Source organism: Sphaerisporangium dianthi (assembly GCF_042654065.1).
GTDB lineage: Bacteria > Actinomycetota > Actinomycetes > Streptosporangiales > Streptosporangiaceae > Sphaerisporangium > Sphaerisporangium dianthi.
Window position 1 is genome coordinate 1 of the sequence record NZ_JBHSFP010000054.1, and the last position, 18,284, is coordinate 18,284.

At 73.2% G+C, this 18,284-nt stretch carries 2 protein-coding genes; both read left to right on the plus strand.

Going from position 1 to position 18,284, the window contains the following annotated elements; genetic code table 11:
* Positions 1 to 10 precede the first annotated feature (10 nt).
* Complete coding sequence (locus tag ACFO60_RS38515; protein ID WP_380851652.1) at positions 11 to 8,101, plus strand: SDR family NAD(P)-dependent oxidoreductase; 8,091 nt, start codon at positions 11 to 13, stop codon at positions 8,099 to 8,101.
* 46 nt (positions 8,102 to 8,147) lie between these two features.
* Positions 8,148 to 18,281, plus strand: coding sequence for a type I polyketide synthase (locus ACFO60_RS38520; RefSeq protein ID WP_380851655.1), 10,134 nt, complete (start codon positions 8,148 to 8,150; stop codon positions 18,279 to 18,281).
* Positions 18,282 to 18,284 lie beyond the last annotated feature (3 nt).

The window sequence follows — 18,284 nt, forward strand, 5'->3', positions numbered from 1 at the left end:
GACGTTGCATGTGGACGAGCCGAGTCCGCACGTGGACTGGTCGGCGGGTGCGGTGCGGCTGCTGACCGAGGGACAGGACTGGCCCGAGACGGGGCGGCCGCGGCGGGCCGGGGTGTCCTCGTTCGGGGTCAGCGGCACCAACGCACACGTCATCCTCGAAGGGGCCGAAGCCGGCACCGAGCCCGCGCGTGACTCCCCGGACCCCTCCCTGGTGCCCTGCCTGCTGTCGGCACGTGGCGAGGCCGCTCTCCGGGCACAGGCGCTGCGGCTGGCGGACGCACTCGGTGAGGACCCCGTCCTGCGGCCTGTGGACGTGGCGGCCCTCGCCACCCGGACGCGGTTCGAGCACCGCGCGGTCGTCATCGCCGAGGACCGCGTGGACCTGCTGCGGGGCCTGTCCGCCCTGGCGCGCGGGGAGGTGGCGGCCAACGTGGTCGAGGGCGACACGTCCGGCCGAGACGGCACGGACGTGTCACCCGTCTTCGTGTTCCCCGGCCAGGGCACGCAGAGCGTCGGGATGGCCGTCGGTCTTCTCGACACGATGCCGTCCTTCGACGAGTCACTGGCCAGGTGCGAGCGGGCGCTGGCGCCGTTCGTCGACTGGTCCGTGGTCGACGTCCTGCGTGGTGCCGACGCGCCCTCGCTCGATCGCGTCGACGTGGTGCAACCGGTCCTCTGGGCCGTGATGGTCGCGCTTGCCGACCTGTGGGGCACCTTCGGGGTCCGGCCGGCCGCGGTCGTCGGGCATTCGCAGGGCGAGGTTGCCGCTGCCACCGTGGCCGGCGCGCTGTCCCTCGAGGACGCCGCGCGCGTGGTGGCGATGCGCAGCCGGGCGGTGGCCGGACTGCCGGGTGGCGCCGGCATGGTGTCGGTCGCGCGGCCCGCGGACGAGGTTCGGCGACTGCTCGCGAAGCGGCTGCCGAACCTGACCATCGCGGCCGTCAACGGGCCGAACGCGGTTGTGGTGGCCGGTGCGGTCGCCGACCTCGACGACCTGCTGTCGGTGTGCGCGGCACGCGGCATCCGGGCTCGCAGGATCGCGGTCGACTACGCGTCCCACACCAAACAGGTGGAACAGCTGCGTGCCGGGCTGCTCGACGTGCTCGAACCTGTCCGGCCCCGGTCGTCGCCGATCCCGTTCTGCTCCGGTGTCACCGCCGAGCTGGTGGACACCGCGACCCTGGATGGCGAGTACTGGTACCGGAACCTGCGCGCGCCGGTCCGCTTCGACGAGGCCATCGCCACCCTGGCGCGACACGGGCACAGGGCTTTCATCGAGGTCAGTGCCCACCCGGTGCTCGTGTCGGCCATCCAGGAGAATGTCGAGGCGTTGCCGGACTCGGTCGACCGGGACCAGGTCGTCGTGACCAAGACCCTGAGCCGGGACGCGGAGGACCTGCGGCAGTTCCACCTGTCCGTGGCCGAGGCGCACGTCCGGGGCATCCGTGCGGACCCGGCCGCGGGACTCCCGGTGGGACGCGGCGTGGCCGAGCTGCCGACGTACCCCTTCCAGCGGCGGCGGTACTGGTTGGAACCAGCCGTTGAACAGCGGGAACAACGTGCGGGTGGAGCGGACGGGGCGTTCTGGGAAGCGGTCGAGAACGCGGATCTCGCGACGCTGACCGCGACCCTAGGGGTCGCCGGTGACGAGCCGCTGAGCGCGGTGCTGCCCGCATTGGCGCGGTGGCGCGAGAACAGCCAGGACAAGACCGTGGTGGACTCCTGGCGTTACCGGGTGACGTGGACGCGGCTCGGTGAGTCGCAGCCGACCTCGTTGCCCGGCACCTGGCTGGTCGTCACGGCGGACGACCAGGCGTTCGGCGAGCTCGCCGGGCTGCGCGACGAGGGCACGGACATCGTCGCGGTCAGCCTCGGCCACCAGCGCCTGGGCAGGGATGAAGTGGCGGAGCGGCTGCGGGAGGCGACCGGTGGGCGCGAGCTCGCCGGCGTCATCTCCGCACTGACCCTCGACGAGGAGAGGGTCGGCCCGTCCGCCGCGGTGCCGCGGGGCTTCGCCAACACCGTCGCCCTGATACAGGCACTCGGCGATGTCGGCGTTCAGGCTCCGCTGTGGTGTGTCACCCGCGGCGCGGTCGCGACCGATGCCACCGAGCCGCTGCCCGCCCCGGCGCAGGCCCTGGTGTGGGGCCTCAGCCGGGTCATGGGTTTGGAACACCCGGCACGCTGGGGCGGCGTGATCGACCTGCCGCCGGCATCGGACCGCGCCGCTCTGCGCCGGCTGGTGTCCGCGGTGCTCGCCGAGGACGAGGACCAGCTCGCGGTGCGATCCTCCGGTGTGCACGCCCGGAGGTTGGTCCGAGCGCCGCTGGACGGGGCGGCGACGCCATCCGCCTGGCAGCCGAGCGGCACCGTCCTGATCACCGGTGGCACCGGTGCTTTGGGCGCACACGTGGCGAGGTGGCTCGCGCGCGCCGGCGCGGAACACCTGGTGCTCACCAGCCGCGGCGGGCCGAAGTCACCCGGTGCGACCGAGCTGGCCGCCGAACTGGAGGGCAGCGGGTGCGCAGTGACGATCGCGGCCTGTGACGCCGGGGACCGGGCCGCGGTGCGGCGGCTGCTGGCCGGCATCCCGTCGCACCGGCCGTTGACCGCGGTCGTGCACGCCGCGGGGGTGCTCGATGACGCCGTGATCGAAGCGCTGACGTTCGAGCAGATCGACCGGGTGCTCCACGCCAAGATGACGGCCGCGCTGAACCTGCACGAGCTCACCGCGGACCTGGAACTGCGGGCCTTTGTGCTGTTCTCCTCGGCAGGCGCCACGTTCGGCGTCCCCGGACAGGGCAACTACGCGCCGGCCAACGCCTTCCTGGACGCGTTGGCGCAGCACCGGCGGGCGGCGGGCCTGCCGGCGACGTCGATCGGCTGGGGCGCCTGGCAGGGCTCCGGGATGGCGACCGGCGCCGTCCGGACCCTGCTCGACCGGCACGGCGTTCCGGCCATCGACACGCGCCTGGCCATCGAGGCGCTGCGACAGGCGCTCGCCCATGATGAGGTGCACGCGCTCGTCGCGGATGTCCGCTGGGACCGCTACTTCGTGGCGATGACCGCTGTGCGGCCCAGCCCGCTGTTCCACGACGTGCCCGAGGTCGCAGCGTTGCGCGAGGCGGGCGAGGCCGATCGGGACACCAACCGCGTCGAGCCGTCGTTCGCCCTGCGTCTGGCGCGGCTGACCGATGCGGAGCGCGGCCGCGCATGGGTCGAGTTGGTGTGCTCGCACGCGGCCGTGGTGCTCGGCCACGACTCGCCGGAGGCGGTGGGGAGCCGGCGGACGTTCACAGAGGCCGGGCTCGACTCCGTGCTGGCCGTGGAGCTGCGCAACCGGCTTGCCCATGCCACCGGACTAAGCCTGTCCGCGCCCGTGGTGTTCGACCACCCGACTCCCGCCGCGCTCGCCGCGCACCTCGGCTCGCGTCTGGCGAACGAACCCGCCGGTACCACGACACCACCACCGGACGCGGCGCAGGCGGGTGAGCCGGTCGCGATCATCGGACTGGCGTGCCGGTACCCCGGCGGCGTCGGGTCCGCGGAAGAGTTGTGGCAACTACTGGTCAATGGGCGGGAGGCGCTCTCGGACCTGCCTGCCGGGCGCGGCTGGCCGGCCGACGCCGAGTACCGCTCGGGGACCGGTGCGCGCGTCCGCATCGCCACCGGGGCGGGTGGGTTCCTGCACGACGCCGCCGACTTCGACGCCGGGCTGTTCGGGATAAGCCCACGGGAGGCGCTCGCGATGGATCCGCAGCAGCGGTTGCTGCTGGAGACGTCGTGGGAGGTGCTGGAGCGGGGAGGTATCGACCCGACTTCCCTGCGCGGCAGTCAAACCAGTGTGTTCGTGGGAGTCGCGGGCAGCGACTACGCAACGGTGCTGAGGGTGGCGCCCGACAGCACGGACGGACATCTGATGACCGGGAACGCGACGAGTGTCGTGGCCGGCAGGGTCTCGTACGCGTTCGGTTTCGAGGGGCCGGCGGTGACGGTGGACACGGCGTGTTCGTCGTCGCTGGTGGCGATGCACCTCGCGGCGCAGTCACTCCGCAACGGTGAGTGCACGCTGGCGTTGGCCGGCGGCGTCACGATCATGTCGACACCCGAGCTGCTGGCCGAGTTCTCGCGTCAGGGCGGTCTCGCCGGGGACGGCCGGTGCAAGTCGTTCGCGGAGGGTGCGGACGGCACCGGGTTGGGGGAGGGCGCCGGGATCGTGTTGTTGGAGCGGTTGTCGGATGCGCGGCGTAATGGGCGTCGGGTGTTGGCGGTGTTGCGTGGTTCGGCGGTGAATCAGGATGGTGCGTCGAATGGGTTGACGGCGCCGAGTGGGCCCGCGCAGCAGCGGGTGATCCGTGCGGCGTTGGCGAACGCCGGTCTGGAGTCGTCCGATGTGGACGCCGTTGAGGCGCATGGCACCGGTACGACGTTGGGTGATCCGATCGAGGCGCAGGCGTTGCTGGCGACCTATGGTCAGGGTCGGCCGGTGGATCGGCCGTTGTGGTTGGGGTCGGTGAAGTCGAACATCGGTCATACGCAGGCGGCGGCGGGTGTGGCCGGTGTGATCAAGATGGTGATGGCGCTTCGGCATGGCCGGTTGCCCAGGACGTTGCATGTGGACGAGCCCAGTTCGCACGTGGACTGGTCGGCGGGTGCGGTGGAACTGCTGACCGGGGAACAGGACTGGCCGGAGACGGGGCGGCCGCGGCGGGCCGGGGTGTCGTCGTTCGGGATCAGCGGCACCAACGCCCACGTCATCGTAGAACAGGCGCCCGATGACGCCGACGATGACGTCGACGATGGTCAGCCCTTCGAACTCCCGCTGGTGCCATGCGTGCTGTCGGGCCGGACCGAAGCCGCCATGCGCGCCGCCGCGCGCCGGCTGCACGAGGCCGTCGCCGCCGATCCCGGCCTGTCACCCGTCGACATCGGCTTCACGACCGCGACCACCAGGTCGGCGATGGAACACCGTGGGGTCGTCCTCGCGGCGGACCGGGCTGACCTGCTCGCCGGCCTGGATGCGCTCGCGGACCGCCGCCGTACCCAGGGCACGCTCGAATCCCCGGCCGGTGATGGCCTGCTGGCGTTCGGCTTTCCCGGGCAAGGGGAGCGGCACGCCGGTGTGGGCGCACAGCTGCACGCCCGTTTCCCGGTGTTCGCCGACGCGTTCGACGAGGTGTGCGGGCTCTTCGACCGGTGGCTCGACGAGCCGCTGGCCGCGGTGATGTTCGCCGGCCCGGAATCGCCGCTGGCCGACAGGACGGACTACGCCCAGGCCGGTGCGCTGGCGCTCGGTGTGGGGTTGTTCCGGTTGCTCGGCTCGTGGGGCGTGGCGCCGGACTACGTGATGGGCCATTCTGTCGGCGAGGTGGTGGCCGGCTGTGTCTCCGGACTGCTGCCGGTCGCGGACGCGGTCACCCTGGTGGCGGCGCGCGGCCGGCTGATGCGGGCACTGCCTCCCGGTGGGGTGATGGTCTCGGTGCAGGCCACCGAGGACGAGGTGGCGCCACTTCTCGGTGACGGGGTGTCGCTCGCGGCCGTGAACGGCCCGGACTCCGTTGTGCTGTCCGGTGACGAGGACACTGTTTCGGCACTCGCGGACCGGTTCGCCGGGCGGAGGACCAAGCGGTTGCGAGTGGCCCACGCCTTCCACTCGGCCCGCATGGAGGGGATGCTCGCCGAGTTCCGGGGTGTGGCGGCGGGACTGTCCTTCGGCCGTGGCGCGATTCCGGTGGTGTCCACGGTGACCGGCCTGGTCGCCACCGCCGAGGAGCTGGCCGATCCGGAGCACTGGGTGCGGAACGTCCGGGAGACCGTGCGGTTCGCCGACACGGTGGACGCACTCGCCGGTCTGGGCGTCGACCGCTTCCTCGAACTCGGCCCGACAGGTGTGCTGTCGGCCATGGGGGCCGCCTGCGCCCAGGACCGCGTGGCGTTCGTCCCGGCCATCCGGGACGGCGTGGCCGAGCCGGAGTCCGTCGTCCGCGGTGTGGCTGAATTGCACGCCTGCGGCGCTTCTGTCGACTGGCCTGCGTTCTTCGCCGGCACCGGGGCGCGCCGGGTCGACCTCCCGACCTACCCGTTCCAGCGGCGCCGCTACTGGCCGACGGTGCCTGCGGCGACCGGTGGTGCCGCCTGGCGCTACCGGGTCGGCTGGAAACCGGTCCCCGACGAGCACGAGCCGGCGCTGCGCGGCGCATGGCTCTTCGTCACCCCCGACAGCCGGGACACCGGCTGGGCAACGCGGCTCGCCGAAGGCATGGCGGACCGGGGAGCCGAGGTGCTACCGCTGCCGATGTCCGAAGCCGGCTCCGGCCGGACGACCCTTGCCAAGCGGCTGACCGCCATCGCGGCGCACACCACGCCGGCAGGCGTCCTGCTGGCCGTGCCCGGGCGGAACCACGCCGACCCGGGGCGCCCCGTGGCGGACATGACGCTGCTGGTGCAGGCGCTCGGTGACGCGGGCATCGAGAGCCCACTGTGGTGCGTCACGGCCGGCGCCGCGTCGGTCGACGGCACCGATCCGGTGGTGGATGCGGTCGGAGCCCAGCTCTGGGGGCTGGGCAGGGTGGTCGCCCTGGAACATCCGAGCAGGTGGGGCGGCCTGGTGGACCTGCCCGAACTCGTCGGTGAGAACACCATCGACCGGCTCGTGCAAGCGCTGTGCGGCACCTCTGGTGAGGATCAGTTGGCCGTTCGCCCGTCCGGGCTTCACGCCAGGCGGCTGGTGCCCGCCGGCGCCGCCCGGTCGGAGGTGCCGGATGGCCGGTGGGTGTCGGGCACCGTGCTGGTGACCGGCGGAACAGGGGCACTCGGCGCGCGGGTGGCCCGCTGGCTGGCAGACAGGGGCGCCGAGCACCTGGTGCTGGTCGGCCGGCGCGGTGTGGACGCCCCGGGCGCACCCGAACTGGCGGCCGGCCTGGCCGCTTCGGGAGTACGGGTGACGATCGCGGCGTGTGACGCGGCGGACCGTGCCGCGCTCGCCGCCGTCATCGACGCGATCCCCGACGACTGCCCGCTCACCGCGGTCGTGCACGCCGCGGGGGTGCTCGCCAACGCGCCGGTCGACGCGGTGGACGCCGACCGGGTGGACGAGGTGCTCGATGTGAAGGTGCGAGCCGCGACGAACCTGCATGACCTGACCAAGTCCCACGATCTGACCGCGTTCGTCCTGTTCTCTTCGATCGCCGGGGTGTGGGGCAGCGGGAACCAGGGGCTCTACGCGGCCGCGAACGCCTTCCTGGACGCGTTGGCGTCGCGCCGCAGGGCCGAAGGCCTGCCAGCGACCTCGATCGCCTGGGGCGCCTGGGACGGCGGCGGGATGTCCAGGGGAGCGCCGGCCGAGTGGCTGCGCCGCAGGGGGATCATCCCCATGGCGCCCGAGGCGGCTATGCGTGAGCTCGGCGCCGCATTGGACCACGACGAGACCTTCGTGGTCGTCGCGGACGTGGACTGGACGAGGTTCGCGCCGTCCTTCACGCTCAACCGGCGCCAACCTCTGATCGAGGATCTGCCGCAGGTCCGTGACCTGGCCGCCGACGAGGGAACCCGGCAGGACCGGCGCGACGCGGCCGAGGCGCCGCCGTACGCGAAGCGATTGGCCGGGCTGTCCGCCGACGAGCGCGCCCACGCTCTCGTAGAGCTGGTCCGGGACACGATGGTGCGGGTGCTCGGACACGACCACACCGAGGAGATCAGCGCGGACCGGGCGTTCCGGGAACTCGGTTTCGACTCGCTCACGGCCGTGGAGATGCGCACCGAACTGTCTGCGGCGACCGGTCTCAAGCTGCCGGCGACAGTGGTCTTCGACCACCCGACACCCGCTGCGCTCGCCGTGTACCTGGACACCGAACTTGGTGCGGGCGCAGCGGTGACCGACCTGCCGGTGCTGGTGCAGATCGACGCCCTGGAAGCCGCGCTCGCCGGGGTCGCCCCGCGGGACACCGCACGGTCCAAGATCACCGCACGGCTGCGCCACCTGCTGCTGGCCTGGGGCGACGACCCATCGGAGGAGTCCGGCGACTCGCTCACGGGCCACCTGGCGACGGCCACGGACGAGGAGATGTTCGACTTCATCAACCGGGAGCTCGGGGCGAGCTGACCCGGCTCCGCCCCTGCCCCGGCCACGACCCCCAGGAAGCAGCACCATGGCGAACGAGGACGAGCTCCGCAAGTACCTGCGCATGGTCACCGCCGACCTGCACCAGGCCAACAGGCGGCTGGCCGCCGCCGAGTCGGGCAAACACGAGCCGATCGCGGTCGTGGGCATGGCCTGCCGCTACCCCGGTTCGGTGCGATCACCGGAGGATCTGTGGGAACTGGTGGCCGGCGGTGTCGACGCCGTCGGCGGGTTTCCGACGGACCGCGGCTGGGACACGGCGGGGCTCTACGATCCGGACCCGGACCGGAAGGGCACCTGCTACACCCGCAACGGCGCGTTCCTGGAGGGGGTCGCCGACTTCGACGCCGAGTTCTTCGGCATCTCCCCGCGCGAGGCGTTGGTGATGGACCCGCAGCAACGGCTCTTCCTGGAGATCACCTGGGAGGTGTTCGAGCGGGCCGGCATCGACCCGAGCTCCATGCGGGGCAGCCAGACCGGCGTGTTCGCCGGCGTGTCCGGACGGGACTACGGAGGGGACCTCAGCGACCCGCCGGACGGTGCGGAGGGCTACCTCCTGACCGGCAACGCCACCAGCGTCGTGTCCGGCCGGGTCGCCTACACGCTCGGTCTCGAAGGTCCGGCCATGACCGTGGACACCGCGTGTTCCTCCGCGCTGGTCGCCGTGCACCTCGCCTGCCAGGCACTCCGGCACGGCGACTGTTCGATGGCGCTCGCCGGCGGCGTTGCGGTGATGGCCACCCCCGGTGTGCTGATTGACTTCAGCCGCCAGCGTGGGCTCGCGCCGGACGGGCGGTGCAAGGCGTTCGCCGCGGCCGCGGACGGCACCGGGTGGGGTGAGGGCGCGGGTGTCGTGCTGCTGGAGCGGCTTTCCGAAGCGGTGCGCCACCGTCGGCCCGTACTGGGGCTGATCAGGGCCTCGGCGGTGAACCAGGACGGGGCGTCCAACGGCCTGACCGCACCCAACGGTCTCGCCCAGCAGGCGGTCATCCGGCAGGCGCTGGTGAACGCCGGGCTGTCGGCAGCGCAGGTCGACGTCGTCGAGGCGCACGGCACCGGCACCACGCTCGGCGACCCGATCGAGGCCCGTGCGCTGATCGACACCTACGGGCAGCACCGGCCACCCGGCAGCCCACTGTGGCTCGGGTCGGTGAAGTCGAACATCGGGCACACCCAGGCCGCGGCCGGCGTGGCCGGACTGATCAAGATGCTGATGGCTCTCCGGCACGGCCGCCTGCCCAGGACCCTGCACGTGGACGAGCCGACGCCACACGTGGACTGGTCTGCGGGCGCGGTGTCGCTACTGACCGAGGACCGGCCGTGGCCGCGCGCCGACCAGCCGCGTCGCGCGGGCGTCTCCGGTTTCGGGGTCAGTGGCACCAACGGGCACGTGATCCTGGAGGAGGCACCGACGCCGGAGCGGGAACCGGCGACCGAGCCGCCGGTCGGGGGACCGTTCGACCGCACGGCGCCGCTGCCGTGGGTGCTGTCGGGCCGCACCGCCGAGGCGTTGCGCGCCCAGGCGGGCCGGTTGACCGACTTCGCCGCGACCGAGGACCCGGAGCCGGCCGACGTCGCCCTGGCACTCGTGACGACCAGGGCGACGATGCCGCACCGCGCCGTGGTCCTCGGTGCGGACCGCGACGCGCTCACGGCCGGGACGGCCGCGCTCGCCGGCGGAGTCCCGGCGCCGCGACTGGTGCAGGGAACGGCGTTCGGCGCGACCAAGCCGTGTTTCGTCTTTCCCGGCCAGGGCTCTCAGTGGGCGGGCATGGGGCGTGAGTTGTTCGATTCGTCGCCGCTGTTCGCCGAGCACGTGCGGGCGTGTGCCGAGGCGATGGCGCCGTGGATCGGCTGGTCGCTGGTCAACGTGGTCCGGGGCGAGCCGGGGGCCGCGTCACTGGACCGGGTGGACGTGGTGCAGCCCGCGCTGTTCGCGGTCATGGTCTCCCTCGCCGAGCTATGGCGCGCCTGTGGGGTCGAACCCGCCGCCGTGGTGGGGCACTCCCAGGGAGAGATGGCCGCGGCGTACGTCGCGGGCGCGCTGTCGCTCCCGGACGCGGCGAGGATCGTGGCGTTGCGCAGCCGTTGCCTGAGCGCCCTCTCCGGCCGGGGCGGGATGGTGTCGGCCGCTCTGCCGGTGGACGAGGCACAAGCCCGGTTGGCGCCGTGGCAGGACCGTCTCTCGGTGGCCGCGGTCAACGGGGCGCGGTCGGTCGTGGTGTCCGGAGACGTGCCGGAACTGGAGGAGTTCCTGGCGGCGTGTGAACGGGACGGCATTCGGGTCCGGCGCCTGCCGGTGGACTACGCGTCGCACTCCGCCCAGGTGGACTCTCTGCGCGCGGAGCTGGCCGACGTGTTCGGCACGGTGGAGGCGCGACGCTCGGCGGTGCCGTTCTTCTCCACCGTCACCGGCGGGCAACTGGCGACCACCGAGCTGACTGCGGACTACTGGTTCCGCAACCTCCGTGACACGGTGCGGTTCGAACACGCGACCCGCGCGCTGATCGGGCAGAGGTTCGGCCCGTTCGTCGAGGTCAGCCCGCATCCGGTGCTCAGGAACGGGCTGCGTGAGACGATCGAGGAGACCGGGCGTGCCACGGTGGTCGTCGGTTCGTTGCGGTCCGGTGACGGTGGCGTCGAGCGGATGGCCGTCTCACTCGCCGAGGCGTACGTGTCCGGCCTGGACGTCGACTGGCGTGCGGTGCTCGCCGCCCACCCCGGGCGTCCGGTTCCGCTCCCGACCTACGCGTTCCGCCGGCAGCGGTTCTGGCTGAAACCGTCCGCCGCGGACCGCGGGCGCCCGGCCGACGCCGAGGAGGCCCGGTTCTGGCGAGCGGTCGAAGACGCCGATCTGGCCGCTCTGGAGCAGGCTCCGGAGTTCCAGGACGCGGTGGTGCTCGACGGCTTGCGGGGGACGCTGCCCGCGTTGTCCGCCTGGCGCAGGCGCAGGCGGGAACAAGCGGCCATCGACTCGTGGCGGTACCGCGTGGAGTGGCGGCCACTCGCCCGGACCGAGGCCACCGTGCTCGACGGGACCTGGCTGCTTCTCACCCCGAGCCACATGGCGGACGGCGGGATGGCGGCCGATGTCCGCGACGCGCTCGGCCGGCACGGCGCCCGGGTCGTGCCGATCACCGTCGGCGACGCCGACCGGGAACCGCTGGCCGAGGAGCTGGCCGCGTATCCCGGCGCGATCGGGGTGGTCTCGCTGCTGGGACAGGATGAACGGCCCGTGCCGCACCACCCTTCGCTGACCGCCGGCGTCGCGTCGACGCTGGCACTGGTGCAGGCACTCGCCGATGCCGGGCTATGCGCGCCCCTGTGGTCGGTGACCAGCGGCGCCGTGTCGGCAGGAGACTGGGATCCGCTGCGCGGCACCGCCCAGGCGCAGGTGTGGGGACTCGGCCGGGTCATCGGTCTGGAACACCCGGAACGCTGGGGCGGGCTCATCGACGTCCCGAACTCGCTGGACGAACGCGCCGCGCGCCGCGTGGTCGCGGTGCTGGCGGACGGGCGCGGGGAGGACCAGCTCGCGGTCCGGGACTCCGGGGTGTTCGTCCGGCGGCTGTGCCGTGCGCCGCGCGGGACCGTGCGACCGGCACCAGGGTGGCGGCGCCGCGGCACCGCGCTCGTGACCGGCGGAACCGGATCGATCGGCGCCCGGATTGCGAGGTGGCTGGCCGAAGGCGGTGCCGAGCACGTGGTGCTGGTGAGCCGTCGAGGGCCCGCCGCGCCCGGTGCGACCGAGCTGGCGGAGGAACTGACCGGGCTGGGTGCGAGGGTGACCGTCGAAGCCTGCGACGTGGCCGACCGTGACGCCGTCGCCGGCATGCTCCGCGAGCTGCCGCCGATCAACGTGGTCGTGCACGCCGCCGGCATCGGCGAGCGCGCCCCGCTGCTCGACACGGATCCGGCCGGGTTCGCGGACGTGGTCGGCGGCAAGGTCGCGGGCGCACGCAACCTGGACGAGTTGGTGGACAACGCGGAGCTCGACGCGTTCGTGCTGTTCTCCTCCGGCGCGGCCGCGTGGGGCAGTGCCGGACAAGGCGCCTACGCGGCGGGGAACGCGTTCCTGGACGCGTTGGCGCAGGACCGCCGACAGCGTGGGCTGCCGGCCACCTCGATCGCGTGGGGAAGCTGGGCGGGCGGTGGCATGGTGGACGCGACCGCCGACGAGTCGTTGAGCAGGCGCGGCATCCGCACAATGGACCCGGACCTGGCCATCGCGGCCCTCCAACAGGCACTCGACGACGGCGAGACCACTCTCACCGTGGCGGACCTGGACTGGGAGCGGTTCGTCCCGACCTTCACCATCGCGCGCCGCCGTCCGCTGATCGAGGACATCCCTGAGGTCGCGGACGTGCTCCGAACCGGTCAGCCGCCCGTCGCGGCAGCCGCGGGATCGTCCGAGCTCGCCCGGGACCTGCTCGGGATGACCGAGGGGGAGCGGCATGGTGCCCTCCTCGACCTGGTGCGTGGTCACGTTCTCGCGGTGCTCGGTCACACCGCGTCCGAACACGTCGCGGCGGCCAGGGCGTTCCGCGAGCTCGGGGTCGACTCCCTGACCGCGGTCGAACTGCGGGACCGGCTCGCCGCGGCGACCGGGCTGCGCCTGCCCGCCACGGCGGTGTTCGACCACCCCACGCCGGACGACCTGGCGCGGCACCTGTACGTCGAGATGTTCGCCCAGTCCGGGCACCAGGAGGCGACGACGCCCGCGGCGGTCGTCACCGGCACCGACGACCCGATCGCCATCATCGGGATGGCCTGCCGCTTTCCCGGCGGTGTCACCACTCCCGAGGCGCTGTGGGCGCTGGTCGCCGACGGCGTCGACGCCGTCGGCGAGTTCCCGGCGGACCGAGGGTGGGCCGTCGACGCGGTGTACGACCCGGATCCCGGCGGGAAGCCGGGCAAGACCTACGTGCGGCACGGCGGGTTCCTCTACGACGCGGCCGACTTCGACGCCGACCTGTTCGGGATCAGCCCGAGGGAGGCACTGGCGATGGACCCGCAGCAGCGGCTGCTGCTGGAGACGTCGTGGGAGGCGTTCGAGCGGGCCGGCATCGCGCCGGACTCGGTGCGCGGTCGCCGGATCGGGGTCTTCGCCGGGGTCGCGGGCGGCGACTACGGCCGAAACGGCGACGGCGTCCCCGAGGGCGTCGACGGCTACCTCGGCACAGGGAACGCCGCGAGTGTCGCGTCCGGCCGGATCTCCTACGCGTTCGGCCTGGAAGGGCCGGCCATCACGGTGGACACGGCGTGCTCGTCGTCCCTGGTGGCCACGCACCTCGCCGCGTCGTCACTGCGTCGGGGCGAGTGCGAGATGGCTCTGGTGGGTGGCGTCGCGGTGCTGGCGACGCCCACCGCGTTCGTGGAGTTCTCCCGGCAACGCGGCTTGGCGCCGGACGGGCGGTGCAAGCCTTTCGCCGCCGCCGCCGACGGCACCGCGTGGGGCGAAGGCACCGGCATGCTGCTGCTGGCGCGGCTGTCGGACGCACGCCGCGCAGGGCGCCGGGTGCTGGCCGTGCTCCGCGGCTCCGGCGTCAACCAGGACGGCGCGTCGAACGGCCTGTCCGCGCCCAACGGCCCCGCTCAGCAGCGGGTGATCAGGCAGGCGCTGGCCGACGCGGGGCTGGAGCCGTCCGACGTGGACTCGGTGGAGGCACACGGCACCGGCACGACCCTGGGCGACCCCATCGAGGCGCAAGCACTGCTCGCGACCTACGGGCAACGTGACGAGGACCGGCCACTCTGGCTCGGCTCGGTCAAGTCGAACATCGGGCACACGGCAGCGTCGGCTGGCATGGCCGGTGTGATCAAGATGGTGATGGCGCTCCAGCACGGTCGGCTGCCGAAGACGCTGCACGTGGACGAGCCGACCCCGCACGTGGACTGGTCGACCGGCGCGGTGCGGCTGCTGACCGAGGCACGCGACTGGCCGGACAACGGCCGCCCGCGGCGGGCCGGTGTCTCCTCCTTCGGCATCAGCGGCACCAACGCACACCTCGTCCTCGAGCAGGCGCCGGCGGCCGCCGCCGACGACCGCCCTGACGTCGGACCCGCCGACCGCGTGCCCTGTCCGCTGTCGGGGAAGGACGCCGTTGCTCTCCGGGAGCAGGCTCGCCGCCTGCGCCGGCACCTGGACGCGCATCCCGGTCTCCGTGTGGCCGACATCGCCCGATCCCTCGCGGTGACCAGGGCGCACCTGCAGACCAGGGCCCTGGTGCTGGCCAGGGACGTCGCAGAACTCGGCACGGCACTCGACGCGGTCGCGGAAGGACGTGGCAGCGGCGCGGTGGCGGTGGGTGAGGTCACCGACGCGAAACTGGCCTTCGTCTTCTCGGGCCAGGGCGCTCAGCGCGCGGGGATGGGGCAGGAGCTGTACCGCGCGTACCCGGTCTTCGCCGATGCCCTGGACACCGTGTGCGCCCACCTCGACGGGCACCTGGGCCGCACGCTGAAGACGGTGCTGTTCGCCGAACCGGGATCCGCCGAGGCGGCGATGCTGGACCAGACCGCGTTCGCCCAGGCCGGGCTGTTCGCGCTCGAGGTCGCGTTGTTCAGGCTGATGTGGTCGTGGGGTGTGCGGCCGGACGTCGTGTGCGGCCACTCGGTCGGTGAACTCGCGGCCGCGCACGTGGCCGGTGTCCTGTCCATCGAAGACGCGACGAAACTGCTGGCGGCGCGCGGCAAGCTCATGCAAGCCCTGCCGGAGGGCGGGGCCATGGCGGCCGTGCGGGCGAGCGAGACCGAGGTGCTGGCGACGATGGCCGACCTCGGCGGCGAGGTCGCGATCGCGGCGATCAACTCGCCCGGCTCGGTCGTCGTCTCCGGACGGGAGTCCGCGCTCGCGGAGGTGGCGCGGGTCTGGGCCGACCGAGACCGCAAGACCACGCGGTTGCGGACCAGCCACGCCTTCCACTCACCGCTGATGGAGCCGATGTGCGCCGCCTTCCGCGAGGTCGCGAAGGCCGTCTCGTTCAGCGCACCGGTGCTGCCCGTGGTGTCCACCGTGACCGGTGTGGCGGCCGGCGCCGAGCTCGGCACACCCGAGTACTGGGTGCGCAACGTGCGGGACGCGGTGCGGTTCGCCGACGCCGTCGCGACGGCACGGGGGATGGGGGTCGCCACCTTCGTGGAGCTGGGTCCGGACGGCGCGCTCGTCGCCGCCGCGCTCGAATGCCTCGACGGTGAACGGGACGACACCGCGGTCCTCGCCACGTTGCGCGCGGGCCGCGGGGAGGTCGGGTCTCTCCTGACGGCGGTCGGTACGCTGCACGTGCGTGGCGCTGACGTGGACTGGCCGGCCGTCCTCGCCCGCCACGGCGCCCGGACGGTCGACCTGCCGACGTACGCGTTCCAGCGACGACGTTACTGGCTCGGCGGCTCGGCCGCGCCGACGACCGCGTCCGGGCACGGGCTGACCGAGCTGGACCATCCGCTGCTGACCGCGAGCGTGGAGCTACCGGACTCGGCCGGCGCCGTGCTCACCGGACGGCTGTCGCTCCGGACGCACCCGTGGCTCGCTGATCACGCGGTCCTCGGTCAGGTCCTGCTGCCGGCCACCGCGTTCGCGGAGCTGGTCCTGGCCGCGGGACGTTCGGTCGGCTGCCCCACGGTGGCGGAGCTGACGTTGGAGGCCCCGCTCCTGCTGCCGGAGGAGGGGGACACGCAGCTGCGCGTGGTGCTCAACGGTCCCGGCGAGCACGGCGAACGCGCCGTGACCGTGTACTCGCGGGCGCTCGCCGGCACGGTCGACGCCGCCTGGACCCGGCACGCGACCGCCGCGGTGAGCGCGGAACGGGCCGGGGTCGTGCCGGACGGACCAGGACAGTGGCCGCCGGCGGGTGCGGATCCGGTACAGGTCGAGGAGCACTACCAGCGGTCGGCGGACCGGGGGTTCACCTACGGGCCCGCGTTCCAGGGGTTGACCGCGGCATGGCGCCGCGGTGACGACGTGTACGCCGACGTCCGGCTGCCGCGGCAGTGCGGCTCCGACGCGCAGCGGTTCGGTGTGCACCCGGCGCTGCTCGACGCGGCGCTGCACGCCATGGGCGCCGGCTCGTTCCTGGCGGAAGGCGTACTGCTGCCGTTCTCCCTGCACGGGGTGCACCTCCACGCGGGGGGCGCCACCAGGCTGCGGGTACGGCTGTCCCCGGCGGGGGAGAACGCGGTCTCGGTGGTCGCCATGGACGACGCCGGCACGCCCGTCGTGACCATCGATGCGCTGAACCTCCGCCCGGCCGGCCGGAACGGGCTCGCGACCACCCAGCCTGACTCGTTGTTCGAGTTCGTCTGGCATGAGGCGCGGAGCGCGGACCGGCCGGACCACCACGACGCGGACACGTGGGCGGTGGTGGGCGCGGACGACGCTGACGCCGACATGGCGGTGGCCATCGGCGCGGCCCGATACCCGGACCTGACCGCCGCACGCGCTGCCGTGACCATCCCGGACGTCCTGCTCGTGCGCTGCCCGGCGGCGGGTGGCATGACGGCCGAGGCGGTCGGCAGGGCCACCGTGGAGACACTCGGCCTGGTCCAGACCTGGCTCGCCGACGACCGCCTGGCGCGATCGCGACTCGTCTTCCTCACACGGTCGGTCGCGCCGGTCGACCTCGGCGCCGACGGCGGTGACCTCGGGCAGGCGACGGCATGCGGGCTGCTGCGTTCCGCGCAGATGGAGAACCCCGGCCGGCTGCTGATACTCGACGTGGACGACCATCCGCAGTCGTGGCGGTCGGTACCCGTCGCGGTCCATACGGCGCTGTCGGACGCCGAACCGGAGCTGGCGATGCGGGCCGGGAAGCTGTTCGTGCCCCGGCTCGCCCGCACCGGCTCGCCGGAGGTGGCGCCGAGCTGGGACACCGCGGGAACGGTGCTGGTCACCGGCGCGACCGGGATGCTCGGTGGGGCGGTGGCCAGACACCTCGTCGTTGAGCACGGAGTGCGCCACCTGTTGCTGGCCAGCAGGAGGGGGGCCGACGCGCGAGGAGCGGCGGAGCTCGCCGCGCGACTGACCGCCCTCGGCGCGGACGTGCGGCTCGCCGCATGCGACGTGGCCGACCCCGTCGCGGTCGCGGACGTGCTGGCCACGATTCCGCCGGAGCGGCCGCTGACCGGCGTCGTTCACGCGGCCGGAATCGTCGACGACGGGATCGTCCCGGCGTTGGACGCGGACCGCGTCCTCAACGTGTTGCGGGCCAAGGTGGATGGTGCGACGAACTTGCACGAGCTGACCAAGCACCTGGAGCTGTCGCGGTTCGTGCTGTTCTCCTCGGTCGCGGGTGGTTTCGGTGGCGCGGGCCAGGCCGGTTACGCGGCGGCGAACGCCTTCCTCGACGCACTGGCGCACCGACGTCGGGCTGAGGGCCGTGCGGCGACGTCCCTGGCGTGGGGCCCGTGGACCGGAGGCGGAATGGCGGCTCGGCTCGGCGAGGCCGACTCGGCCCGGGTGCGGCGGGCCGGCCTGCTGCCGCTGACGCCGGAGGCCGGGCTGGCCCTGTTCGACCTGGCACTCGCCGTGGACCGCCCGGTCGTCGTGCCGGCCCTTCTGGATGCCAACGCCGTGCGTGCCGGTGCGGAGCCGCCGCACGCGATGCTCCGCGGACTGGTGGGTCACGCCTCGCGCCCGGTCGCTCGCTCGAAGTCCCTGCGCCAGAGGCTGAACGACGCGAGCGGGGCCCAGGGGATCGATGTGCTCACCGACCTCGTGCGGACCGAGGCGGCCGCGGTGCTCGGACATACCTCACCGGGCGTGGTCGGCGCCACGAAGGCGTTTCGAGCATTGGGGTTCGACTCGCTCGCCGCGGTCGAACTGCGCAACCGGCTGAGTGCGGCGACCGGCCTGCGGCTGTCCGCCACCCTGGTCTTCGACCACCCGACGTCCGCCGAGCTCGCGACGCACCTGCTCACCCTGCTCGATGGCGACCGCCGTGGCTACGCCGACGCGGTGCTCGCGGAGATCGATCGGCTGGAGTCCACGATCCTGTCGGCGCCCGGGGCGGACCGCGGGACGGCCGACACCGTCGTGACGCGGCTGCGGGTGATGCTGGCGAGGATCGGGGAAGCGAACACCCGTGACGTCGACGACGCCGTGCTGGACGAGCTCGGTGGGGATGATCTGATGGCCCTCATCGACGAGGAGTTCGGTTCGCGCTGATCG